The organism is Belnapia mucosa, assembly GCF_016775475.1.
Taxonomy (GTDB): domain Bacteria; phylum Pseudomonadota; class Alphaproteobacteria; order Acetobacterales; family Acetobacteraceae; genus Belnapia; species Belnapia mucosa.
Map to the genome: position 1 here is coordinate 254,950 of NZ_JAEUXJ010000002.1, position 22,786 is coordinate 277,735.

Annotated in this window: 18 protein-coding genes and 1 pseudogene; 12 read left to right on the forward strand and 7 right to left on the reverse strand. The window is 72.2% G+C overall.

What is annotated here, in order from left to right:
- Positions 1-279: 279 nt before the first annotated feature.
- Entirely contained in the window at positions 280-2,562 is a 2,283-nt protein-coding gene (locus JMJ55_RS05880; RefSeq protein WP_202824581.1) for a PAS domain-containing protein, read from the forward strand.
- Here the strand turns inward: JMJ55_RS05880 and JMJ55_RS05885 are convergent.
- Both JMJ55_RS05885 and JMJ55_RS05890 read right to left on the reverse strand, forming a co-directional pair.
- Positions 2,550-2,957: a hypothetical protein gene (locus JMJ55_RS05885; RefSeq protein ID WP_236033445.1), complete on the reverse strand. Its 408-nt coding sequence runs from the start codon at positions 2,955-2,957 to the stop codon at positions 2,550-2,552. The two genes, JMJ55_RS05880 and JMJ55_RS05885, sit on opposite strands and share 13 nt — an antisense overlap.
- Positions 2,958-2,966: 9 nt before the next feature.
- The gene (locus JMJ55_RS05890; protein WP_202824582.1) at positions 2,967-3,422 is read right to left on the reverse strand and encodes a MaoC family dehydratase; all 456 of its coding nucleotides are present in this window, start codon (positions 3,420-3,422) and stop codon (positions 2,967-2,969) included.
- 78 nt (positions 3,423-3,500) lie between these two features.
- On the opposite strand from JMJ55_RS05890, the gene JMJ55_RS05895 reads away from it, so the two are divergent.
- From JMJ55_RS05895 to JMJ55_RS05935, 9 genes are all read left to right on the forward strand, one after another.
- Complete coding sequence (locus JMJ55_RS05895; protein ID WP_328702575.1) at positions 3,501-5,108, forward strand: ABC transporter substrate-binding protein; 1,608 nt, start codon at positions 3,501-3,503, stop codon at positions 5,106-5,108.
- A 6-nt stretch (positions 5,109-5,114) separates the two neighbouring features.
- A complete protein-coding gene (locus JMJ55_RS05900) occupies positions 5,115-5,831 on the forward strand; it encodes a metallophosphoesterase (RefSeq protein ID WP_202824584.1) in 717 nt (238 codons plus the stop codon).
- 168 nt (positions 5,832-5,999) lie between these two features.
- Entirely contained in the window at positions 6,000-8,300 is a 2,301-nt protein-coding gene (locus JMJ55_RS05905; protein WP_202824585.1) for an ATP-binding protein, read from the forward strand.
- A 112-nt stretch (positions 8,301-8,412) separates the two neighbouring features.
- Positions 8,413-10,788: a helicase-related protein gene (locus JMJ55_RS05910; RefSeq protein ID WP_407927528.1), complete on the forward strand. Its 2,376-nt coding sequence runs from the start codon at positions 8,413-8,415 to the stop codon at positions 10,786-10,788.
- Positions 10,789-10,802: 14 nt separating this feature from the next.
- On the forward strand, positions 10,803-12,485 hold the full coding sequence (locus JMJ55_RS05915) for a DEAD/DEAH box helicase (protein ID WP_202824587.1): 1,683 nt from the start codon (positions 10,803-10,805) through the stop codon (positions 12,483-12,485).
- Positions 12,486-12,626: 141 nt separating this feature from the next.
- Complete coding sequence (locus JMJ55_RS05920; RefSeq protein ID WP_202824588.1) at positions 12,627-13,112, forward strand: HutD/Ves family protein; 486 nt, start codon at positions 12,627-12,629, stop codon at positions 13,110-13,112.
- Between the two features lie 52 nt (positions 13,113-13,164).
- Entirely contained in the window at positions 13,165-14,241 is a 1,077-nt protein-coding gene (locus JMJ55_RS05925; RefSeq protein ID WP_202824589.1) for an LLM class flavin-dependent oxidoreductase, read from the forward strand.
- Positions 14,238-15,914 (forward strand): M3 family oligoendopeptidase, encoded by a 1,677-nt coding sequence (locus JMJ55_RS05930; protein WP_202824590.1) that lies wholly within the window; start codon positions 14,238-14,240, stop codon positions 15,912-15,914. Before JMJ55_RS05925 ends, JMJ55_RS05930 begins: the two co-directional genes overlap by 4 nt.
- A gap of 85 nt (positions 15,915-15,999) precedes the next feature.
- Positions 16,000-16,488, forward strand: a complete 489-nt coding sequence (locus JMJ55_RS05935; RefSeq protein WP_202824591.1) for a hypothetical protein — start codon at positions 16,000-16,002, stop codon at positions 16,486-16,488.
- Here the strand turns inward: JMJ55_RS05935 and mtnC are convergent.
- Genes mtnC through JMJ55_RS05955 form a run of 4 tightly spaced genes read right to left on the reverse strand, consistent with a single transcriptional unit; the run spans position 16,470 to position 18,586 of the window.
- Entirely contained in the window at positions 16,470-17,186 is a 717-nt protein-coding gene (gene mtnC / locus JMJ55_RS05940) for an acireductone synthase (RefSeq protein ID WP_236033446.1), read from the reverse strand. The two genes, JMJ55_RS05935 and mtnC, sit on opposite strands and share 19 nt — an antisense overlap.
- Positions 17,176-17,712 (reverse strand): 1,2-dihydroxy-3-keto-5-methylthiopentene dioxygenase, encoded by a 537-nt coding sequence (locus JMJ55_RS05945; protein WP_202824593.1) that lies wholly within the window; start codon positions 17,710-17,712, stop codon positions 17,176-17,178. The genes mtnC and JMJ55_RS05945 overlap by 11 nt, the downstream gene beginning before the upstream one ends.
- Positions 17,709-18,320: a methylthioribulose 1-phosphate dehydratase gene (locus tag JMJ55_RS05950; RefSeq protein ID WP_202824594.1), complete on the reverse strand. Its 612-nt coding sequence runs from the start codon at positions 18,318-18,320 to the stop codon at positions 17,709-17,711. Before JMJ55_RS05950 ends, JMJ55_RS05945 begins: the two co-directional genes overlap by 4 nt.
- Positions 18,320-18,586, reverse strand: coding sequence for a twin-arginine translocase TatA/TatE family subunit (locus tag JMJ55_RS05955; protein ID WP_202824595.1), 267 nt, complete (start codon positions 18,584-18,586; stop codon positions 18,320-18,322). The genes JMJ55_RS05950 and JMJ55_RS05955 overlap by 1 nt, the downstream gene beginning before the upstream one ends.
- Before the next feature lie 302 nt (positions 18,587-18,888).
- On the opposite strand from JMJ55_RS05955, the gene JMJ55_RS05960 reads away from it, so the two are divergent.
- Positions 18,889-19,851, forward strand: a complete 963-nt coding sequence (locus JMJ55_RS05960) for a TerC family protein (RefSeq protein WP_202824596.1) — start codon at positions 18,889-18,891, stop codon at positions 19,849-19,851.
- 13 nt (positions 19,852-19,864) lie between these two features.
- Here JMJ55_RS05960 and JMJ55_RS05965 read toward each other — a convergent pair whose 3' ends face one another.
- Positions 19,865-20,833, reverse strand: a complete 969-nt coding sequence (locus JMJ55_RS05965) for a Bug family tripartite tricarboxylate transporter substrate binding protein (protein WP_202824597.1) — start codon at positions 20,831-20,833, stop codon at positions 19,865-19,867.
- A gap of 439 nt (positions 20,834-21,272) precedes the next feature.
- On the opposite strand from JMJ55_RS05965, the pseudogene JMJ55_RS32050 reads away from it, so the two are divergent.
- Positions 21,273-22,562 (forward strand): annotated as a pseudogene (locus JMJ55_RS32050) (HWE histidine kinase domain-containing protein); the annotation flags it as partial.
- Positions 22,563-22,786: the final 224 nt, after the last annotated feature.

Below are 22,786 nucleotides of genomic sequence, written 5' to 3' on the forward strand. Positions count from 1 at the left end.
GGTCCATCACGATAACGAGACTACCTTACGCCATCCTCGACGCCATCCGATGGCCCGACGATATACTCGTTGTTGGAAGGGCGGGGACAAGGCAGAAGGATGCCGGTGAATCCCGCAATAGTTGTTTCTGGCAATCCTCCGCGCCGCGCCCGACCCGTCTGGGTCCATCTGGCCGGATTCACCCTGTCGATCGTCATTCCTCTCTGGGCATTGCTCGGTCTCCTCGCCTGGAACTCGGTCCAGGGCGCGCGCCGAGACGTCCAGCGGCAGACCATGGTCATGGCGCGTAACATCGCGTTGGAGCTGGACCGGGAACTGGCCGGCTTCGGCGGCACGCTCCGGAGCCTGGCGACCTCGCCGGCGCTGCAGGATGACGACCTCCGTCGCTTCGACTGGCAGGCCCGTCAGGTCGTGCCGGAGGGCGGCGCCATCGTGATGCGCGACCGGTCGGGCCAGCAGGTGGTGAACACGCTCTTCCCCTTCGGCACGCCCCTGCCGGTCACCCGGGCCCCGGCCGTGCTGGCGACGGATGAATGCGTCTTCCGCACCCGCTCCACCTGCGTCTCCGACCTCTATACCGGCACCACCGACCCGCAGCCCTATATCCTGCTGGATGCCCCGGTGCTGCGCGATGGCGAGGTCGCCTTCGCACTCAATATCGCCTTCCGCGCCCGCCATCTCGCCACGCTGCTCGACCGCCATCGCCTGCCGGCGGGCTGGGGTGTCTCCATCCTGGACCGAAGGGACCGCATCGTCGCCCGCGCGCCCGACCACGACCGTTTCGTCGGCAGCTTCGCCAATGCGGCCCTGCGCGAGGCGAGCGCGGAGGAGGGCACCGTCCGCAGCGTGAATGTCGCCGGCATCCCGGTCTGGGGCGCCTATGTCCGCCTGCCGAATTGGGGCTGGCGCGTCGCCATCGGCGTGCCGGAGGCGGTGCTCGACGCGCCGCTCTGGCGCTCGGCGCTGTTCTTCGGCGCGGCGGGGCTGCTGGCGGTCGGGGCCTCGCTGGCCGCGGCGCTGGTCTATGGCCGCCGCCTCGCCCGCCCGATCCGGGCCCTCGCCCTGGCGGCCGCCGAGGTGGGGGCCGCGCCCGTGCCGGGCCCGAGCTCGATCCGCGAGCTCGACCAGGTCGCCGCCTCTCTCGCCGCCGGCGAGGAGCGGCTCCGGCTGGCGCAGGAGGCGGGCCGGATCGGCACCTGGGAGCTGGACCCGAAGACCGGGCGCACGGTGGTGAGCCTGTCGCAGGCACGCCTCTATGGCATGCCGGCGGAGGCGGCGCCCCATGGCTTCGGCTGGGATGCCTGGCTGGCCTGCGTCCATCCCGAGGACCGCGCGCGCGCCGAGGCGGTGGCCCATGCCGCGGTCACCTCCGGCACGGCCTATGAGGACGAATTCCGCATCCTCCGCGCCGATACCGGGGAGCTGCGCTGGATGCATGCGCGCGGGCTGTGGTCGGCGCATCGCGCCGATGGGGGACGCTTCGTCGGTGTCCATATCGACATCACCGAGGCCAAGGCGGGCGAGGCCATGCTGGCCGCGAGCGAGGCCGAATTCCGCGCGATCTTCGAGAATTCGGTGGTCGGCAAGGCGCAGAACGACCCGGCCACCCTGCGCTTCATCCGGGTCAACCGTGCCCTCTGCGAGATGCTCGGCTATGAGGAGAGCGAGCTGCTCGGGGGGATGACCTTCCTCGACGTCACCCATCCCGAGGACCGCCCCCGGAACGAGACGGGTTTCCGCGAGGCGATGGCGGAGGGGCGGCCCTTCCTGGTGGAGAAGCGGCTGCTGCGGAAGGATGGCGGCCTGCGCTGGGTCATCGAATCCGTGGTGCTGCTGCCGCAGGTGCCCGGCCGCCCGGCCCGGTCCATCGCCACGCTGCAGGACATCACCGAGCGCCGGCTGGGCGAGGAGCGCCAGGCGCTGCTGGCGCGCGAGGTGGACCATCGCGCCAAGAACGCGCTGGCGGTGGTGCAGGCGGCGATCCGGCTGACGCCGAAGGAGGATGCCACGGCCTTCGCCCGGGCGATCGAGGGCCGCATCGGCGCCCTGGCCCGGGCGCAGACGCTGCTCGCCAAGCGACGCTGGGACGGCGCGGATCTCGCCATGCTGGTCGAGGGCGAACTGGCGGCCTTTGTCGGCGGGGAGGGCCCGGAGCCACGCATGCGCCTCGCCGGCCCCCCGGTCCTGGTCGCGGCGGAGGCGGCGCAGCCGCTGGCGATGGCGCTGCACGAACTCGCCACCAATGCGACCAAATACGGCGCCCTGTCGGTGCCGGGCGGCCTCGTCTCGGTCACCTGGTCACTCGATCCGGGGGAGGGGGTGCTGGTGCTGGACTGGGTCGAGACGGGCGGCCCCGCGCTGCCGGAGCCGCCGCGCCGGCGGGGCTTCGGTTCGAGCGTGATCGAGGCGACGCTGCGGCAGCTCGGCGGCCAGGCGCGGCTGGACTGGCGCGAGGGTGGCCTCGCCTGCCGGCTGCGGGCGCCGCTCTCGCGCCTCCTCGCCGGAAGGCGGAACGGCGCCACCAGCCATGAGATGGCGGGATCGGCCCGCTACCGCTTGTAGCCCCCATCCGCGCCCTTGGCCGACGGCAGCGCATCCCCGATCGGCGCGCCGAAGGCCACCGGCGGTGGCGCGCCATAGATCACCGGCGGCGCCCCATAGACCACGGGCGGCGGGAAATAGGCCGGCGGCGCATAGACGACCGGCGGCGGCACCCAGGCGGGACCCCAATAGCCGGGGCCGTAGCCATAGCCATAGGCCCGCGGCCGGTAGTATCCGGCCGGGGGCCCGACCCGGAAGCCGAAGCCATATCCGCCCCGGTAGCCGCCGCCGTAATAGCCATGCCCGCCGCGATACCCGCCGCCGCCATGGTGTCCGCCCCGCGCCGCGGCCTCCCCGGCCCCGAGGGCCAGCGCCGCGCCGAGCCCGGCGGCGAAGATCGTGATCCTGGCCGCCATGGCGACCTCCTACTCGTAGACCAGGGACAGGGTCTCCGCGACCAGGGCCGGGCGGCTGCTGCCCTCGACCTCGACCGAGGCTTCCATAGTCAGCCGCGCCCCGCCCTCGACCGGGTCGATGGCCTTCAGCGTCAGATGGCCGCGGATGCGCGAACCCGCCGGCACCGGCGCCGTGAAGCGCACCTTGTTGGAGCCGTAATTGACCCCCCGGCTGCGCTTCTTGATGGTGAAGATGCCATGGTTCAGCCGCGGCAGCAGAGACAGCGTCAGATAGCCATGCGCGATGGTCTTGCCGCCCGGCATCTCGCGCTTCGCCCGCTCCACATCGATATGGATCCACTGGTGGTCGCCGGTCGCCTCGGCGAACTGGTCGATCATCTTCTGGTCCACCACCAGCCAGTCGCTGGTGCCGAGGCTCCGGCCGATATGGGCGCGCAGCGCCTCGATGCTTTCGACCTCCAGCATGCCATTCCTCCCGGGGCTTTGGTTCCGCCCGAGTCCTGGCATACAAAGGGGGTGCTGACCATAAGGAGTGCAGACCGCGTGACGTCCCGCCTCCGGGCCATCGCCGCGACGCGGTTCGCCCTCTGCTGCCTGGCCAGCACCCTCCTCGCCGGCGACCCCGCCGCGGCGCAGCGCCCGGCCGATACGGTCATCCTCGGCCTCGCCGCGCCCGCCACTTCGGTCGATCCGCATTTCTTCAATGCCGCGCCGAATGCCCAGCTCTCGGCGCATGTCTTCTCCCGCCTGGTCGAACGCGATGCCCGGGTGCAGCTCCAGCCCGGCCTGGCCGAGAGCTGGCGCGCCATCGCGCCGACGGTCTGGGAGTTCAGGCTGCGCCCCGGCGTCAAATGGCATGACGGCCACGCCTTCACCGCCGAGGACGTCGCCTTCAGCCTCGCCCGCGCGCCCAATGTGCCGAACAGCCCGGGCGGCTATGGCAGCTTCCTGCGGATGGTGAAGCAGGTGGAGGTGGTCGATCCGCTGACCATCCGCCTGCACACGAAGCAGCCGCATTCCCTGCTGCCGACCGAGATCGGCTATATCGCCATCATCGCCCGCCACGCCGCCCAGGGTGCGACGACCGAGGACTTCAACAGCGGCAAGGCCGCGATCGGCACCGGCCCTTACCGCCTGCTCTCGCACACCGCCAATGACCGCACCGAGCTCGCCCGCAACGAGGCCTGGTTCGGCCCGCGCGAGCCCTGGTCGCGCGTCACGCTGCGCTTCCTCGGCAATGACGCGGCCCGCACCGCCGCGGTGCTGGCCGGCGATGTGGACCTGATCGACCAGGTGCCCTCGGCCGATCTGGCGCGGCTGAAATCCGATCCGCGCGTCGCGGTCTCCGAGATCCAGGGGCTGCGGCTGATCTACCTCCAGGCCGATTTCTCCCGCGACGGGATGCTGCCCTTCGTCACCGACGGCGCCGGCCAACCCCTGCCGCGCAATCCTTTCCGCGATGTCCGGGTGCGCCGCGCCCTCTCCATCGCCATCAACCGCCAGGCCCTGGCGGAGCGGGTGATGGAAGGCGCCGCCCGCCCCGCCGGCCAATGGCTGCCGCCCGGCGTCTATTCCCATGACCCCGGCACCCCGGTCCCGCCCTTCGCGCCGGAGGAAGCGCGCCGCCTGCTGGCCGAGGCCGGCTATCCGGAGGGTTTCCGCCTCACGCTGCACAGCCCGAACGACCGCTACCCGAACGATGCCCGCACCGCCCAGGCGGTGGCGCAGATGTGGACCCGGATCGGCATCCGCACCGAGGTCGCGGCGCTGCCCTGGTCCGCCTTCTCCGCCCGCAGCGCGCGGCAGGAATTCGCCATGCGCCTGCTCGGCTGGGGCAGCACGACGGGGGAGGCGAGCTACCTGCTGGCCAATGTGCTCGGCACCTACGACCCCTCCGCCCGGCGCGGCGCCTCCAATGCCGGGCGCTATTCCAACCCGGCGCTGGATGCGCTGACCGACCGCGCCACCGCCACCCTCGACCCAGAGGAGCGCGAGGCGATGCTGCGCCAGGCGGTGCATATGGCGAGCGAGGTTGTGGCGCTGATCCCTCTGTTTCACCTGGTCAATGCCTGGGCGGCGCGGTCCGGCCTCCGCTACGAGGCGCGGATGGATGAGCGGAGCCTCGCGATGGGGCTGCGCCCGGCGCCGTAGAGGGGGATGATGCCGGAATTCCAGACCGCCCCGGCCGCGCTGCCGCCGGGCCACCGGGTCTATGCCATCGGTGATGTCCATGGCTGCGACGCGCAGCTGGCCGCGCTGCATGCCCGGATTGCCGAGGACTTCGCCGCCCGGCCGGTGGCGCAGCCGCTGCTGCTGCATCTCGGCGACTTCATCGACCGGGGGCCGGACAGCGCCGGCGTCGTCGCCCGGCTCTGCGGCGGCTCGCCCATTCCCGGCCTCCCCATGGTCAACCTGCTCGGCAATCATGAACGCTGCATGCAGGAGGCGCTGGCCGGCGAGCGCGCCGCCATCACCGACTGGCGCATCCAGGGCGGGCGGGAAGCGCTGGAGAGCTGGGGCGTCGACCCAGATGGCGACCCCCGCCTCTGGGCTGAATCGATCCCCGCCGCGCATCGCCGCTTCGTCGATGGGCTGGGGCTGATGCACCGGCTCGGCGGCTACCTCTTCGTCCATGCCGGCATCCGCCCTGGCCTGCCGCTTGAGGCGCAGTCGCCCGAGGATCTGATCCGCATCCGCGGCCCCTTCCTGAATTCCGAGGCCGATTTCGGCTGCGTCGTGGTGCATGGCCATTCGCCCAGCCGCGGCCCTGTGCTGCGCCGCAACCGAATCGGCATCGATACCGGGGCGGTCTTCGGGCGGGAGCTGACCTGCCTGGTGCTCGAAGAGGACCGCCTGGCCTTCCTCCAGGCCTGAGCTGCTCACCTTTTCGGCAGGGACCGCACGGCCAGCTCTCCCCAGGGGTGTGTTCTGCCTACTTATGCGTGTGGCAATTGTGCATGGACTAACTTTAGGTTGCTTCGGCAGGCCGCTGCATTATCGTATGCCCAAGGGGCCGCCGTGCCCGCAACCGAGGTCATGGGCTTGTCCCTTCCGTCCCCCGCGCCGCGCCGGTTCGGTTCGCTCCGGCTGCGGCTCCTGCTGCTGATCCTGCTGGCGGTCCTGCCGCCCGCGCTGGTCACGCTGTGGGAGCAGAACCGGAATGCCGAGGACCGGCTGGCCGAGGCCGGGCGGGAGCTGCAGGACCTTGCCGTGAATACGGCGCGGGAGCAGGCGGCGCTGATCGGCCATGCCCAGACCCTGCTCGCCGCCCTGGCCCGGCTGCCCGCCATCACCGATGGCGCGCCGGAGGATTGCCAGCCGGTGCTCCGCAGCCTCAGCGGCGGCGCGCCCTGGCAGCGCTCGCTCGGCGTCTATGGGCCGGATGGCCAGCCGATCTGCACCGACCAGGCCTCCGGCGCCGGCCTCTCCATCGCCGACCAGTCCTATATGCAGGCGGCGCTCTCGACCCGCCGCTTCGTCCTCTCGGACCTCGTCATCGGCCGGCTGGTGCCGGTGCCGATGGTCATGGCGGTGCAGCCGGTGATCGGCATCGATGGGCTGGCCCGCCGGCTCATCGTGCTTGGCATCGACATCGCCCAGCTCGGCGACCTGACCCGTCCGCAGCTCCCGGCCGGGGCCGAGGCCATGCTGCTGGCCGATGCGGGCGGCACCATCGTCGCCCGCTTCCCGCCGGCGCCCGATATCCTCGGCCGCAACCTGCGCGGCACCGGCCTTGCCCCGGCGCTGTCGGGCCGGGCGGGGCATGGCAGCGGCACCGGCCTCGCCGGCGCGACCCGGCTGTTCGGCTATGCCCCCATCCCCGGCACCCGCGCCGTGGTCGTGGTGGGCCGCGATCCGGCGACGGTGCTGGCCGGGGTGCACAGCCTGCAGCGCCAGGTCCTGCTGCTGGCCGGCGGCAGCACCCTGCTGGCCCTGGCGCTCGCCCTGCTGGCCGGCCGGATGATGCTGCTGCGGCCGATGACCCGCTTCGCCACCGTCATCCGCCGCATCGCCGCGGGCGATCTGGAAGCCCGGGCCGCGACCGGCCGCTTCGGCGGCGAATTCGGCAGCCTGGCCGCGGAGGTGAACGGCATGGCCGCCCGCCTCGCCGCACATCAGGCGGAGATGGCGCGGAAGAATGCCGAGCTGGCGGGGCTGGCCGATGCGCTCGCCGCCGCCCGCGATTCGGCCGAGGCCGCGAGCGCCGCCAAGACCCGCTTCGTCAGCACCCTCAGCCATGAGCTGCGCACGCCGCTCAACGGCATCTTCGGCCATGCCCAGCTTCTCCAGGCCGATCCTGGTCTCACCCCCATGCAGCGGCGCTGCGCTGAGCAGATCACCGCCTGCGGCGAGCATCTGATGTCCATGATCCGCGAATTGCTCGACCTGGCCGCCATCGAGGCCGGCAAGGTCACGCTTCAGCCCGCCCCGGTCCGGCTGGCCGCCTTCGCCGAATCCTGCGCGGCGCTGATCCGCCCGGCCGCCACCGCCAAGGGCCTCGCCTTCGGGGTGGAGCTTGCGCCGCGCGCCGCCGGCTGGGTCCAGGCCGACCCGCTGCGGCTGCGCCAGGTGCTGCTCAACCTGCTCGGCAATGCGGTGAAATTCACCGCGGAGGGGGAGGTGGTGCTGCGCATCCACCCGGCCGCCGGGGGGCTGATCCGCTTCGAGGTCAGCGATACCGGCCCGGGCATGACCGAAGCCGAGCGCACCGCCCTGTTCCGCGAATTCATGCGCCTGCCCGGCACCGCCGGGGCCGAGGGCAGCGGCCTCGGCCTCGCCATCACCGCCCGGCTGGTGGCGCTGATGGGCGGCACGGTCGGCTGCGAGAGCGAGAAGGGGCAGGGCAGCCTGTTCTGGGTCGAGCTGCCCCTGCCGGCCTCCGCCCCCGGCGAGGAACCGGAGGCCGGCCTCGCGGCCCCGCTGGCCCTCGGCGAGCCGCTGCGCCTGCTGCTGGCCGATGACGTGCTGGTCAACCGCGAGGTCGCCCGCGCCCTGCTGAACGCCGCCGGCCATGCGGTGGAAGTGGTCCCCGACGGCGCCCGGGCGCTGGAGGCGGCGCTGAGCGAGGATTGGGATGCGGTGCTGCTCGACGTCCATATGCCGGTGATGGACGGGCTGACCGCCGCCCGCCGGATTCGCGCCGCTGTCGGGCCGCGCGGCCGGGTGCCGATCCTCGCCGTCACCGCCAGCGCCAACCAGGCCGAGGTGGCCGAATGCCTCTCGGCCGGCATGGATGCCCATGTCGAGAAGCCGCTCCGCGCCTGGGAACTGCAGAACGCGCTGGCCGATATCAGGGCCCGTGGCATGGCCGGGCGCGCCTGGCAGTCCGCGGTTCCGGGCTGATCGGCGCTGGCAATCCGGGCCCGGACCACCCATATGGACCGGGACAGGAACCGCATGAATGGACGCGGCTGCCCCCTTCCTAGCCTTGGGAGCCGGCCGCGGAGATGTTGATTTGACCGAATCCGATGGCGCCCCCTTCGCCCTGGCCGATGACCAGGAGGCGAGCCCGGCGCGCCGCCCCAGCCAATCCCCCGCCGAAGCCGCGATCCTCGCCTCCGGCCTCGATGTCGCGCCGCGCGAGATGCCGGCCCTCATCCGCCGCGTCGAGCGGCGCATGCCGGCCGATGCCGAGACCGTCCGCACCGCGTTGATCGAGACCCGCCGCCGCGCCTGGATCGCCCGGCTGAACGACCTCGCCAACCGCGCCGGCCGCAACTGGGTCCGCCGCGCCGAGGCCGAGACCGCCGCCGGCACCATCCGCGAGCTGGAGCCGGATGACGCGACCCTGCTCGCCGCGCTCGATGCCGCCATCGCCAGCCGCCTCCGTGGCCTTGGCCCCACGCCCGAGGCGGCGCTGGAGGCGATCGCGGCCGAACTGACCGAAACCGGCTCCGGCAGCCTCTCGGCCGACCGTCATGCGGCGCTGGCCCGCGAGGTTGCGGGCGCCTTCGGCCTGCGGGATGGGGCGGAGATCGATTTCCTCGATGCCGCCGGCGCGGTCGAATCGCGCCGCCGGCGGGAGCAGCGCGAGGCGGCCGATGCGGCGCGGAGCAAGCGGCGCGAGGAGGTCCAGCGCCTCCGTGCCTGGGAACGCAGCCTGGTCGACAGCCGCGCCCTGCCGAAGCTGCTGGGCGCGACCGAGCGCGAGGTGCTGCGCTGGGTCGGCCAGGGCCTGATCCCGATCGCCCGCCGCATCCCCGTGCGCGGCAAGGGCCAGGAGAAATGGGAATTCGACCCGAAGGAGGTCACCGCCCTCCGCCCGCAGGTCCAGGCCTGGCGGGATACTACCGGCCGGCCGCGCGACCCCGCCGCCCCGGTGGTGCTGCGGCCCGGCCGCGCCGGCAATGCCGCCATCGCCCGCGTCGCCGCGCTCGACCGCTATGCCGGGCATTTCGCCACCGCCCGCGCCCTGAACCGCCGCATCACCCTCGTCACCGGCCCGACCAATTCCGGCAAGAGCCATACCGCGCTCGACCGCCTCGCCGCCTCCTCCAGCGGCATGGCGCTCGCGCCGCTCCGGCTGCTGGCGCATGAATTCCGGGAAGCCCTGGCCAGCCGCGGCGTCGCCGCCTCCCTCGTCACCGGGGAGGAGCGGATGCCCGTCCCCGGCAGCCGCCACCTGGCCGCGACCGTCGAGATGTGCCCCTTCCACAACCCGGTGGATGTGGCGCTGATCGATGAGGCGCAGATGCTGGGCGACCGCGACCGCGGCGCCGCCTGGACCGCCGCCATCATGGGCGCCCCGGCGCGCGAGGTCTTCGTCCTCGGCGCCCCGGAATGCGCGACGCTGGTGCGCCGCATCGCCCGGCTCTGCGACGACGAGATGGACGAGGTGACCTTGCAGCGGAAGAACCCGCTGGTCGCCGCGCGCAATCCGGTCGGCCTCGGCGACCTGCAGACCGGCGATGCGCTGGTCGCCTTCTCCCGCCGCGACGTGCTCGACCTGCGGGCGGAGCTGGTGAAGCGCGGCCGCCGCGTCGCCGTGGTCTATGGCGCGCTGAGCCCCGAGGTCCGCCGTGCCGAGGCCGCGCGCTTCCGCAATGGCGATGCCGATGTGCTGGTGGCGACGGATGCTATCGGCATGGGCCTCAACCTGCCCATCCGCCGCGTCGTCTTCTCGACGCTCCGCAAATTCGACGGCGAGGCCCGCCGCGACCTGAACAGCCAGGAAGTGAAGCAGATCGGCGGCCGCGCCGGCCGCTATGGCCAGCATGAGGAGGGGATCGTCGCGGTCCTCGCCGGCGGCGGCAGCCCGGACTTCATCCGTGCCATGCTCTCGGCCGCCCCGACGGTGCCCGAGGATCCGCGCCCGCTGGTGCAGCCCGATGCCGACATCATCGCCGCCGTCGCGGCCGAGATCGGCTCCGACAGCCTGTTCGGCGTGCTGGCCCGGATCAAGCGCGCCGTGCTGCGCGCCGACGACCCGAATTACCGCCTCGCCGACCTGACCCAGGCGATGGCCGTCGCCTCCGCCATCGATGGCGTCCCCGGCCTCTCGCTGCTCGACCGCTGGACCTACGCCCTCTGCCCCGTCGATGAGCGGGACAATGGCGTCGCCCGCCTGGCGCGCTGGGCGGTGGAGCATGGCGCCGGTCGCCCCGTCCCGCCGCCCATGGCCGGCCGCCTGCCCGCCGCCGATCGCGCGGCGCGGGAGGAGCTGGAGCGGGCCGAGAAGGTGCATAAGCGCCTGGTGGCCTGGCGCTGGCTCGCCCTCCGCTTCGAAACCGCCTATCCCGACCGCGAGGCGGCCCTGGCCGAGACCACCCGGCTGGACCGCTGGATCGAGGAGGTGCTGCGCCAGCAGCGCCGCTCGAAGCTGGTCTTCTGACGCAAAGTACCCTGATGCCCTTCCCCCCGCTTCCCACGCCGCTGCAACAGGCGCTCGCCGAGCGCGGCTATGCCGATCCCACCCCCGTCCAGGCCGCCGTGCTGGAGCCGGAGACGGAAAGCCGCGACCTGCTCGTCTCCGCCCAGACCGGCTCCGGCAAGACCGTCGCCTATGGCCTCGCCATGGCCGGGATGCTGATGGGGGAGGGAGACCGCCTGCCACCCCCTGGCGCGCCGCTCGCCCTGGTGGTGGCCCCGACCCGCGAACTGGCCCTCCAGGTCCAGGGCGAGCTGGCCTGGCTCTATGCCAAGGCCGGCGGCCGCGTCGTCACCTGCGTCGGCGGCACCGACCCGATCGCCGAGCGGCGCGCGCTGGAACGCGGCGCGCATCTCGTCGTCGGCACGCCGGGGCGGCTGCGCGACCATCTGGAGCGCGGCAACCTCCGCCCCAATGCGCTGCGCGCCGTGGTGCTGGATGAGGCCGATGAGATGCTCGATCTCGGCTTCCGCGAGGAGCTGGAGGCGATCCTCGACAGCACGCCGGAGGATCGCCGCACCTTCCTCTTCTCGGCGACGGTGCCGGCCGGCATCGCCGCCATCGCCCGCACCTACCAGAAGGATGCGCTGCGGATCGCCGCCGGCGATGCCGGTGCGCAGCATGGCGATATCGAATACCGCGCCCTGCTGATCGCCCCGCACGAGATCGAGCGGGCGGTGGTCAACAGCCTCCGCTTCTTCGAGGCCCGCTCGGCCATGGTCTTCTGCCGCACCCGCGCCACGGTGACGCGCCTGCACGGCAACCTCGCCGAGCGCGGCTTCGCCGCCGTGGCCCTCTCGGGCGAACTCTCCCAGGCCGAGCGGAACCGCGCGATGCAGAGCCTGCGCGACGGCCGCGCCCGGGTCTGCGTGGCGACCGATGTGGCGGCACGCGGCATCGACCTGCCAGACCTTGGCCTCGTCATCCATGCCGAGCTGCCGAACGACCCGGAGACGCTGCTGCATCGCAGTGGCCGCACCGGCCGCGCCGGCCGCAAGGGCATCAGCGCCCTGCTCGTGCCGCACAACCGCCGCCGCGCCGCGGAGCGCCTGTTGCAGGCCGCCCGCGTCCAGGCCGCCTGGGGCCCGGCGCCCTCGGCCGAGGCGATCCGCGAGCGGGACGATGCCCGCATCCTCGCCCAGGCGACCGAGCTGGCCGGGGAAGAGCCGGTCGATGGCGACATGGCGCTGGCCCGCCAGCTCCTCGCCGCCCAGCCGCCCGAGGCGCTGGCCGCCGCGCTGATGCGGGTGCTGCGCGCGCCCCTGCCGGCGCCGGAGGACCTGGCCGAGATCAGCGACCGCCCGCCGCCGCGCCAGCACCTGCAGACGGATCGTGGCGAGGGCGGCAACCAGCCCGGCGCCTGGTTCAAGATGAATCTCGGCCGCAACGGCAATGCCGATCCGCGCTGGGTGCTGCCCTTCCTCTGCCGCCGCGGCAACGTGACGCGGCAGGAGATCGGCCGCATCCAGGTGCAGGAGCGGGAGACGCGCTTCGAGGTCGCCCCCTGGGCCGCCGCCCGCTTCGCCGCCGCCGCCCAGCGGCCGGGTGATGCCAAGGACGCGCATATCCGCATCGCCCCGGCCGAGCCGCCGCTGGCCGATACGCCGCGGCCGCGCCCCTCGCGCCCGCCGGCGCACCGCACGGCGCGGCCGGCGCGCTGAGCTCCGGTTCAGGCTATTCGGTGGCCCTGGCGGACCGGAACGGATAGGTCGGTCTGGTCTTCCAATGCGTCCGATCTTTCCCGCCGCCGCACGGGATGGCATTGCTGCCGCCATGCCATGCCGGCGCAGCCCAGGACCACCATGCACCTCCACCATGCCGACCTCACCATCTCCCCCTGGCGCAACGGCGCCGGCCGCAAGGCGGATGTGGTGGGCGGCCCCGGCTGGCTCATCACCTTCGCCTGGGTCGACAAGGATGCCGATTTCTCGAATTTCGCCGGCCAGGACCGCACCATCACCCTGATCGAGGGCGATGGCTTCACCCTGGATTTCCCGGACCAGCCGCCGCTGGTCCTCGACACCCCGCTGCGACCGAGCTGGTTCGATGGCGGCTGGCCCGCCCGCTGCCGCCTGCATGGCAGCCCGAGCATGGTCCTCAACGCCATCTCCGACCGCGCCGGCTGGCGCCACATGGTCGAAATCCGCGCCCCGCGCCCGGAGGATACCGGCTTCGCCGTGCTGCTGGAGGATGGCGGCCCCGGCTATCGCCGGCTGGACACGGTCAGCCTGCCGGATGCCGCCGTCACCGTCCACTGCGCCGTCATCCGTTTCACGCCCAGGGCTTGAGAGCCGGGCGGCAAGGGCCGACACTCCCGCAAAAGCACAAGGGAGACGGTCCATGGATTTCGGCCAGTTCAACCTCATGGGCTATCGCGAGCCGGGCACGGACCTGGCCAGCCTCTATGACGGCGCCGTCGCCCAGGTGAAAGCGGCCGAGCAGGCGGGCTTCGGCATCTCCTGGTTCGCCGAGCATCATTTCTCGAATTACTGCGTCTGCCCCTCGCCGCTGCTCATGGTTGCCCGCTGCGCCGGCGAGACCAGCCGCATCAGGCTCGGCAGCGGCGTCGTCATCGTGCCGCTCTACCAGCCCTCCCGCCTGCTGGCCGAGATCGGGATGGTGGACCAGATGACGCATGGCCGGCTCGTCCTCGGCATCGGCAGCGGCTACCAGCCCTTCGAATTCGAACGCTTCGGCGCCGACCTGGCGGAGGCGACGCCCCGCACCCTCGAATTCATGGAGATGCTGGAACAGGCGACGGCCAGCGAGACCTTCACCCATCAGGGCCGGTTCCACAGCCTGCCCGAGACCCATATCGCCGCCCGCCCGGTGCATGGCGTGCCCGAGGTCTGGGTCGCCGGCGACAATCCCGAGCTGCACCGCATGGCCGCACGGCGCGGCTATGTCGTGATGGTGACGCCGCGCCACTACACGGCCGAGCTGCTGGCCAAGGCCCGCGCCCGGTTCGAGGCGACCTACCGCGAGGCCGGGCAGGATCCCGCCCGCATGCGCTTCGGCGCGCTGCGCCATATCTGCGTCACCGACAGCAAGGCCGAGGCCGAAGGTTTCCTCGAGAATATCCGCTACCAGATCCGCCTCTCGCAAAGCCTCCGCCACCGCGAGCAGCACATGCAGGGCGGCATGCTGCTGGAAAAGCCCTGGCCCGGCGAGATGAGCCTGGAGGACATGGCGCGCCATATGCTCGTCGGCGATGCCGAGACCATCGCCGAGCGCATGACGCGCGAGGTCGAGGCCGCGCAGCCCTGCCATTACCTGCTGCAATTCCAGGCCGGTGCCTCCTCCACCGCGCTCGCGCTCCGCAGCATCGAAGGCTTCGCCACACGGGTGCGGCCGCTGCTGGAACGCGCGCTCGGTCCGCTGGAGCGCATCGGCGTGCCGGAGAGCCTCGCCGCATGACCACGCCCCGCTTCGCCGATCTCTCCTTCCCGACGCCGACGCGCGAAAGCCTGGCCGCCGAGCATGCCGCGCTCGATGCGCAGCTCGATGCCGGCGCGGTCGCGGAGGCGCTGGCCGCCTGGGACCGCGGGCGCCGCGACTATGAGAGCTGGGCGAGCCTCGTCCATCTCCGCTTCTCGCAGGACACCACGAGCACGGAGGCCAAGGCGGCGCGCGAATATGCCGATGCGCTCTCACCGGAGGCGACCGGCCATGAGGTCGCGCTGAAGCGCCGGTTGCTGGCCCTGCCGGATCGCGCCGCGCTGGAAGCCGCGGTCGGCCCGCATGTGCTGCGGCTGTGGGAGACCGACATCACCACCTTCGACCCGGTGATCGCCGCCGATCTGGAGGAGGAGGCGAAGCTCACCGCGCGCTACACCGAGCTCATCGCATCGGCGCAGATCAGCATCCGCGGCACCACCACCAACCTCTCCGGCCTTGCCCCTTATGCCGAGGATCCGGACCGCGCCACGCGGCACGAGGCGGAGGCGCTGCGCTGGGGTTTCTTCGCCACGCATGGCGAGGAGCTGGACGCGATCTACGATGCGCTCGTCCGCCTGCGCCACGGCATGGCGCGGAAGCTTGGCTACGAGAACTACCTCGCCCTCGGCTATCGTCGCCTCCGCCGCACCGACTACGACACGGCCGATGTCGCCCGCTACCGCGACCAGGTCGCCGAGCATGTCGTGCCCCTCGTCGGCCGGCTGCTGGAAGCCCGGCGCCAGCGCTTCGGCTGGGACCGGCTGCGCTACTGGGACGAGGCGCTGGTGGACCCCGAGGGCAACCCGAAGCCGATCGGCGACCACGACACCCTCGTCGCCGCCGCCCGCACCATGTTCGACCGCATGGACCCGCGCCTTGCCGCCTTCTACCGGCTGATGGAGGAGGGCGGCTTCCTCGACATGCGCAACCGCGCGGGCAAGGCGGGGGGCGGCTTCTGCACGTCGTTTCCTTCCGTCGGCGTGCCCTTCATCTTCGCCAATTTCAACGGCACCCATCACGATATCGGCGTCTTCACCCATGAGATGGGCCACGCCTTCCAGAATTGGGAAAGCCGGAATCTGCCCGGCATCGACCAGCTCTGGCCCACCATGGAGGCGGCCGAGATCCATTCCATGGGCCTCGAATTCCTCACCTACCCGCATATGGCGCTGCTGGTGGGGGAGGGGGCGGCGGAGCGCTTCCGCCGCATGCATCTCGAGACCTCGCTCGCCTTCCTGCCCTATGGCGTCTGCGTCGACCACTTCCAGCACGAGGTCTACCAGAACCCCGAGGCGACGCCGGCCGAGCGCCACGCCATTTGGCAGCGGCTGGAGCGCCGCTACATGCCCTGGACCGACTATGGCGACCTCGCCTGGCCGGCTAAGGGCGGCCGCTGGCAGGCGAAGCAGCACATCTACAACTCGCCGCTCTACTACATCGACTACACGCTGGCGCTGTGCTGCGCGATGCAGTTCTGGGTCAAGGCGCGGCGGGACGCGCAGGCGGCGCTGGCGGAGTACGTGGCGCTGTGCGGCCGTGGCGGCAGCGCGCCCTTCCAGGCGCTGGTGCGCTCGGCGGGGCTGATCTCGCCCTTCGCGCCGGGGGCGCTGGCCGATGTGGTGCGGGAGGCGGAGGGGGTGCTGGCGGCGTGACCCTGCGGCGTGGCTCGGGCGCCTAATTGACATTGAGAGTCATTCGCATCTAGGTGGCCCGGGACGCCAGCATCCGGAAGCCACCATGGGCCATATCCAGCGCACCGCATCCAGCTACGCCAGCTACCCTCAGGCCACGGCCGATCTCTGGCCCTCCGAGGACCTTGCCCTCTCCGCCATGCGCGACTGGCTCGAAGCCGTGCGGCAGGGCGAGGACCCGCTGGTCCGGCTCGGCCGGCTGATGGCGGGGCCCGGCATCCCCGACGCGGCGCTCTCGGTGGACCATCTGCTGCGGGTGATCGCCCGCACCGCCCGCTGGCGGGTCGATATCCGCTGCGCCCGCTGCCCCTATCTCTCGCGCGATGAGCAGCGCCTGCTCTGCGCTGCCGCTCTGGCCCAGGCCGGCCAGCCCATGCGGGCCCGGGTGACGCTGCAATCCGGCCTGCTGCGACGCCAGGGTGCGGAATTCGCCCTGGCCTCGCTGGAGGGGCTGGGCCGGCTGATGCGATCCGCCGGCCTCATCCTGCCGCGGCGCTTCGCGGGGCAGGGGGTGGCTCAGCCGGCCTGGCTGTGACCCGGCAAGCCGAACCGCCGCGCCACTTCGGGGAAGTCCCGCGCCTCCGGATGCCGCCCCGAGGCGCGGGTTCCATCCTCCGGCCTGACCAGCTGGCAGCATTGCATCCCGGCCGCCACGGCCGCATCCAGCTCCTCGGCGACATCGGAGAGGAACAGGATGGCCCCCGGCGCCATCCCCATGGCCTCGGCGATGGCGGCGTAGCTCGCCTGCTCCCGCTTCGCGCCCATGCGGGTGTCGAAGAAGCCGGAAAACAGCGGCACCAGGTCGCCCGCCACCGAATGGCCGAAGATCAGCCGCTGCGCCTCCTCCGAGCCGGAGGAGTAGACCGCGAGCCCCACGCCGCCCGCCGCCCAGGCGCGCAGGCACCCGGCCACATCCGGCCAGAGATGCCCCTTGAGCCGGCCATCGGCATAGCCCTGCCGCCAGATCAGCCCCTGCAGCGCCTTCAGCGGCGTCGCCTTGGAATCGGCGGCCATCCAGTCCCGCAGCACCGCCAGCGGCTCCCGCCCCGGCTCGGCCGCCCGGACCTCACCGAGCAGGCCGGCCACCTCCGCTTCCCCGCTATGCGCGGCGAGGAAGCCCTCCAGCGCCTCGGCGGCGAAGGGGAAGAGCGTCTCCTTGACGAAGGCGATGGCGGTGGTGGTGCCCTCGATATCCGTCAGCACCGCGCGCAGCGGCAGCGCCTCAGACGACAACGGGGAAGCGCTGCGCCATGTCGGTGCCGGTGAACTGCGCCACCCAGCCGGAGGGATCGGTGAAGACCCGCAGCGCGCAGAAATCCGGCCGCTCCCCGGCATCGAACCAATGGCGGGTATTGGCCGGGACGCTGATCAGGTCGCCCTGCTCGCAGCGCGCATCCCACACCTTGCCGTCCACATGCATGACGAAATGCCCGGCGCCGCGGACAAAGAAGCGCACCTCGTCCTCGGTATGGATATGCTCGTTGAGGAATTTCTCCCGCATGGCCTGCGCCTGCGGATGATCGGGCGTGAGGGCGACCACATCGGCGCTGCCCGCGCCAGTCGCGCCCATCAGCGCATCGAGATGCGGCCGATAGGCCTCGAGGATCTGCTCGTTGCTGGCGCCCTCGGGGACGGTGACGCCCTCCCAGCGCTCGAAGCGCACGCCGATCTCGGACAGCGCCGCGGCGATCCGCGCGGCATCCTCGGTCTTCAGCGTCTCGCGGCCGCTCTCGGCCTCCCATACCGTCAGACGGCTCATGACAGCCTCCTTGCTTCCAATTCGCAGCGGAGCATGAACTCGACCGCCTCCAGCCGCATCAGCGCCTGCGGCATGTCGGCGCCCCAGACATAGATACCATGGCCGCGCAGCAGATAGCCCGGGGGGATTGTGGCCTCCTCGGCCCAGCGCGTCTCGACGGCATCCTGCAGCCGGGCGATGTCCTGGTCGTTCTCGAAGACCGGCAGCGCGACCGCGGCCTGGTGCGTCGCCAGCCCCGGAAAGGCCTTCAGCAGCTCGTAGCCCTCCAGCCGGATGCTGCCGGCCAAGCGCCGCGACAGCACCGTCACCGGCACCGAATGCCCGTGCAGCACCGCCCCTGCCGCGGCGAAGCGGCGATAGATGCCGCAATGCAGCCCCGTCTCGGCGGAGGGCCGGTCGCCCTCCCGCAGCGGCACCCCGTCCAGCCCGACCCGGATCACCCCGTCGTCCGACAGGAAGCCCTTATGGCCGCCGGACCGGGTGATGGCGATGCTGCCATCCCCCAGCCGCACGGAGATATTGCCCGCGGTGGCGGGCACCCAGCCGAGGTGGTCCAGCCGCTGCCCGGCTGCGATGATCGCTGCCCGGGCCTCGGCCAGGCCGGTCATCAGGCCGCCGGGCGGCTCGTCGTGGTGGTCGAGGTGTGCGGCGTCGTCGTCGCCGCAGGACCCTGGATGCTGCCGGTCGGCTGCGTCCCCGGCGCCGGCGGCGCGCCCTCGGCGAGGGACGCGTCATCCTCCTCCTTCATGTTCTTCTTGAAGGATTTGATGCCGGTGGCGAGGTCACCCATGAGGGTGCTGATCTTGCCGCTGCCGAAGAGCAGAAGCACGACCAGCAGCACGATGAGCCAATGCCAGATGCTGAAGGAACCCATGTGACGCCCCGATGAACTTTTGTTGCCGGCCGCGCTCGGCGGCCCTTGCCGGGCCGGACACTAATGCGCCGGCCCCCTTAGAGCAAACTCGGAGATGGCCCGGCCGGTCCTCCGGCACAACGGGGTTGACACCGGTTTTCCGGCTGACCATATCGCGGCCGATCCGGGCCCCTCTGGCCGCCCGGCGGCAGGCTTCGGCCTGATGCCCGGCGAGCGATGTCGGATCGCGTGCAACGCGCGCGATCGGGCCCCATCGCCATCCGCAAGGCCAGCCCGTCGCGCCAATGAGGAGCTCATTGGCCATGGAGCCATCCGTCTGGTTCTGGGTCTGGTTCAACGCGGCCGTGCTTGGCCTGCTTCTGCTCGATCTCGGCGTCTTCGCCCGCAAGGGGCCGAACGGCCAGCCCGCCCCGGTGCCGGTGCGCACCGCGCTATGGAAGTCGGCTGGCTATGTCGCCCTGGCGCTGGGCTTCTTCGCCTGGCTCTGGGCCGGCTACGGTCCGGAGGAAGGGCGCCGCGCCCGCGCCCTCGAATTCCTGACGGGCTACGTCATCGAGTGGTCGCTCTCGGTCGACAACATCTTCGTCTTCGTCCTGATCTTCGCCAGATTCGGCGTCCCGGCCGCCTATCAGCACCGGGTGCTGTTCTGGGGCATCCTCGGCGCGCTGGCGATGCGCGCGGCGATGATCCTGCTCGGCACCAGCCTGCTCCGCGAATTCGACTGGCTGATGGTGGTCTTCGGCCTCTTCCTCGTCTTCAGCGGCTGGAAGATGCTGCAATCGGTCAATGCGCCGGAGGGCGACCCGCGCGACAACCCCGTCCTCCGCTTCCTCCAGCGCCGCCTGCCGGTGACGGAGGGCTTCCGCGGCAGCGCCTTCACCGCGCGCGAGGCCGGCAAATGGATGCTGACCCCGCTCGCCTTGGTGCTGATCCTGGTCGAGCTGACCGACCTCGTCTTCGCCCTCGACAGCATCCCGGCAATCTTCGCCGTCACCACCGACCCCTTCATCGTCTACACCGCGAACGTCTTCGCCATCCTCGGCCTGCGCGCGATGTACTTCGCCCTCTCGGGCGTCATCCATCGCTTCCGCTACCTGAAGCACGGGCTCTCGGTCGTGCTGATGATCGTCGGCGCGAAGATGCTCGCCAACTACTGGGCAGGCGGCAAGGCGGTGCCGGTCGAATGGGCGCTGCTGCTGACCGGCAGCATCATCGGCGGCTCCATCGCGCTCAGCCTGTGGCGGACCCGCGCGGAAGCCTGCTAAGCGGGGAGGGGGATCAGGCCTCGGCCCTGATCCCCAACCGCCGGATCAGCCCGCCCCAGCGCGCCGCCTCGGTGGCCATATACTCCCGCAGCGCCGCCGGGCTGCTCGCCACCACCTCGAATCCCGCCGCCTCCAGCGCGCTCCGCGCCTCCGGCACCGCCAGCGCCCGCTGCGCCTCGGCCGAGAGCCGCGCCACCCGCTCCGCGGGCATGGAGGCCGGGCCGATCAGCCCGATCCAGGCATAGCTCGCCGCATCGGCGATGCCGGCCTCGGCCAGCGTCGGCACCTCCGGCGCCTGCGGGATGCGGGCCTCCGCCGTCACCGCCAGCGCCCGCGCCTGGCCCTCGCGCAGCTGCGGCAGGATGCCGGCGGCGATGATGACCATGGCGTCGATCCGCCCGGCGACCAGGTCGATCACCGCCGGCGGGAAGCCGCGATAGGGGACATGCAGCATCTCCCCACCCGAGCGGCCCAGCAGGTCCATCATCGCCAGATGCCCGCCCGAGCCCGACCCGACCGAGCCGAAGGAGAGCTTGCCCGGCTGCGCCCGCACGAGATCAAGGAAGCCGCGGAGGTCCCGCACCTCCAGCCCCGGCCGCACCACCAGCAGCTGCGCCCCGCGCATCAGCAACGAGATCGGCGCCAGGTCCCGCGCCGGATCGAAGGGCAGGTTGGGATAAAGCGCCGGCGCGGTCGAGAGCGGCCCGTTGATCGAGACGCCGATCGTGTGCCCGTCCGTCGCCTTCGCCACAGCATCGGTGCCGATATTGCCGCCCGCCCCGGCCCGGTTCTCCACCACGCAGGGCTGGCCCAGCACCTGGGAATAGTGGTTCGCCACCGCCCGCCCGGCGATATCGGGGGTGGAGCCGCCGGGGAAGGGGACCACCAGCCGCAGCGGCCGGTCCGGCCAGGCGGAGGGCTGGGCGAGGGCGGGGCGGGCGAGCAGCGGCGCGGCCAGCAGGGCCCGGCGCGGGATGGGCATGGCAGGTCTCTCTTCCAGGGACGTCGGTCAGGGATGTCGTGGCGGTTGCAGCACGGGCCACGGCCCGTCGTAAAGCCGTCCCGGACGGGCTGCGATTCCAGGTGGCCGCTCCCGATCCCCGCCGCTATGTCTGGACTGTCTGCCCCGGAATACGGCCACTTCCCGACCAAGGCGCAGTTCGATCCGCCTGCATCAGGCCCTGCTGGCCGCCGCCCTGCTGGTGCCGGCCGGCCTGTTCGGCGCTGCCGCCTGGTGGAACCGGGAGGAAGTGCTGCGCGACGGCGCCGATGCAGTGGAACGCACCACCGCGGTGATGCATGAGCATGTCGCCAAGGTCTTCGACATCGCCGCCCTGATCCTCGGCCGGGTGGAGGACCGCATCCAGGGCCTCGACCCGGCGGCGGTGGCGGCGCCGCAGATGAACGACTTCCTCCGCCGGATGAAGGACAGCTTCGACCCCATCGTCTCCATCTGGGTCAGCGGGCCGGATGGCCATGTCCTGGCCGGCAGCCAGGCCTGGGACCGCTCCGTCACCATCGCCGACCGCGAATTCTTCCGCGCCCATGCCGATGGCCGGGCAAGCGGCACCCATGTCAGCGCCGCCTTCAGCGGAAGGGCGACCGCCATCACCTCCTTCGCCATCAGCCGCCGCCGCAGCGGGCCGGATGGCGCCTTCGCCGGCGTCATCCATGTCTCCTTCAGCCCGGACTACTTCGCCCGCTTCTTCGCCGGCGCTGCCCCGCTGATCCGCCACACCGCCACGCTGTTCCGCGCCGATGGCGCGGTGCTGGCCCGCGACCCGGTGCCGGCCACCCCCCTCGGGCCGTTGTCCGACCGCAGCCCGGTGCTGGCCCGGATCGCCACCCGGCCGGAGGGCGGGACGGGCACCGACCGCTCCTCGATCGACGGCACCGTCCGCGTCTATGCCTATCGCCAGGTCGCCCCCTGGCCGGTCTATGTCGCCTTCGGCAGCGACCGGCATGGCCTGCTGGCCCGCTGGCGCGACAACCTCATCGCCTATGGCATCATGGCCGGCGTCGCGGCGCTGACCCTGCTGGCGGTCGCCTGGCTGGCGCTGCGCCAGGCCCATGCCGCCGAGGCCGCCGGCGCTGCCCTCCGGCGCGAGGCCGCGGCGCGCGCGGCCGCCGAGGCCCGCTTCCGCGGCGTCTTCGAGAGCCGCGCCATCGGCATCTCCCTCTTCGATGCCGAGACCGCCCGCACCCTGCTCATGAACGACCGGCTGCTGGAGATGACCGGGCGCAGCCGCGCCGGCCTCGAGGCCGGCGCCTGGGACTGGCCGGACATCACCCTGCCCGAGCAGATGCCGCGGGACGAGGCGGCCATCGCCCAGGCACGGGCGCGCGGCTGGTTCGATCCCTTCGAGAAGGACTTCCTCCGCCCCGATGGCAGCCGCTTGCCGGTCCGCCTCTCCTCCGCGCCGATGCCGGGGGAGCCGGGGCATGTCGTCATCATGGTCCAGGACATCTCCGAGCAGCGCGCCGCCGAGCTGCGCCGCGACCTGCTGATGCGGGAGGTGGACCACCGCGCCAAGAATGCGCTGGCCACCGCCCGCGCCGCGCTGCGCCTGACCCGGGCGCCGAGCCTCGAGGATTTCGTGCGGGAGGTAGATGGGCGGATCGGCGCGCTGGCCGGCGCGCTCCAGCTCCTCTCGACCACGAGCTGGGCCGGCGCCGACCTGGCCGGCCTGCTGCGCGGGGAACTGGCGCCCTTCCTCGGCACCACGCGCCGCCCGGGGGAGCCGGTGGCGGACCTGTCGGGCCCGCCGGTGACGTTGGCGGCGACGGCGGTGCAGCCGCTGGCCATGGCGGTGCATGAGCTGGCGACCAATGCCACCAAATACGGCGCCCTCTCTGCGCCTGGGGGGCGGCTGGCGCTGCGCTGGCGGCTGGAGGCGGGGGAGCTGCGCCTCCTCTGGGAGGAGCAGGGCGGCCC

Bases quoted from the DNA above. Each gene is read 5' to 3' on its own strand.
- JMJ55_RS05945 (WP_202824593.1), bottom strand. From the start codon at position 17,712: ATGAGCCGTCTGACGGTATGGGAGGCCGAGAGCGGCCGCGAGACGCTG.
- JMJ55_RS05930 (WP_202824590.1), top strand. From the start codon at position 14,238: ATGACCACGCCCCGCTTCGCCGATCTCTCCTTCCCGACGCCGACGCGC.
- JMJ55_RS05965 (WP_202824597.1), bottom strand. From the start codon at position 20,833: ATGCCCATCCCGCGCCGGGCCCTGCTGGCCGCGCCGCTGCTCGCCCGC.
- JMJ55_RS05885 (WP_236033445.1), bottom strand. From the start codon at position 2,957: ATGGCGGCCAGGATCACGATCTTCGCCGCCGGGCTCGGCGCGGCGCTG.
- JMJ55_RS05950 (WP_202824594.1), bottom strand. From the start codon at position 18,320: ATGACCGGCCTGGCCGAGGCCCGGGCAGCGATCATCGCAGCCGGGCAG.
- JMJ55_RS05935 (WP_202824591.1), top strand. From the start codon at position 16,000: ATGGGCCATATCCAGCGCACCGCATCCAGCTACGCCAGCTACCCTCAG.
- JMJ55_RS05900 (WP_202824584.1), top strand. From the start codon at position 5,115: ATGATGCCGGAATTCCAGACCGCCCCGGCCGCGCTGCCGCCGGGCCAC.
- JMJ55_RS05880 (WP_202824581.1), top strand. From the start codon at position 280: ATGGCGCGTAACATCGCGTTGGAGCTGGACCGGGAACTGGCCGGCTTC.
- JMJ55_RS05915 (WP_202824587.1), top strand. From the start codon at position 10,803: ATGCCCTTCCCCCCGCTTCCCACGCCGCTGCAACAGGCGCTCGCCGAG.
- JMJ55_RS05925 (WP_202824589.1), top strand. From the start codon at position 13,165: ATGGATTTCGGCCAGTTCAACCTCATGGGCTATCGCGAGCCGGGCACG.
- JMJ55_RS05890 (WP_202824582.1), bottom strand. From the start codon at position 3,422: ATGCTGGAGGTCGAAAGCATCGAGGCGCTGCGCGCCCATATCGGCCGG.
- JMJ55_RS05960 (WP_202824596.1), top strand. From the start codon at position 18,889: ATGGAGCCATCCGTCTGGTTCTGGGTCTGGTTCAACGCGGCCGTGCTT.
- JMJ55_RS05955 (WP_202824595.1), bottom strand. From the start codon at position 18,586: ATGGGTTCCTTCAGCATCTGGCATTGGCTCATCGTGCTGCTGGTCGTG.
- JMJ55_RS05920 (WP_202824588.1), top strand. From the start codon at position 12,627: ATGCACCTCCACCATGCCGACCTCACCATCTCCCCCTGGCGCAACGGC.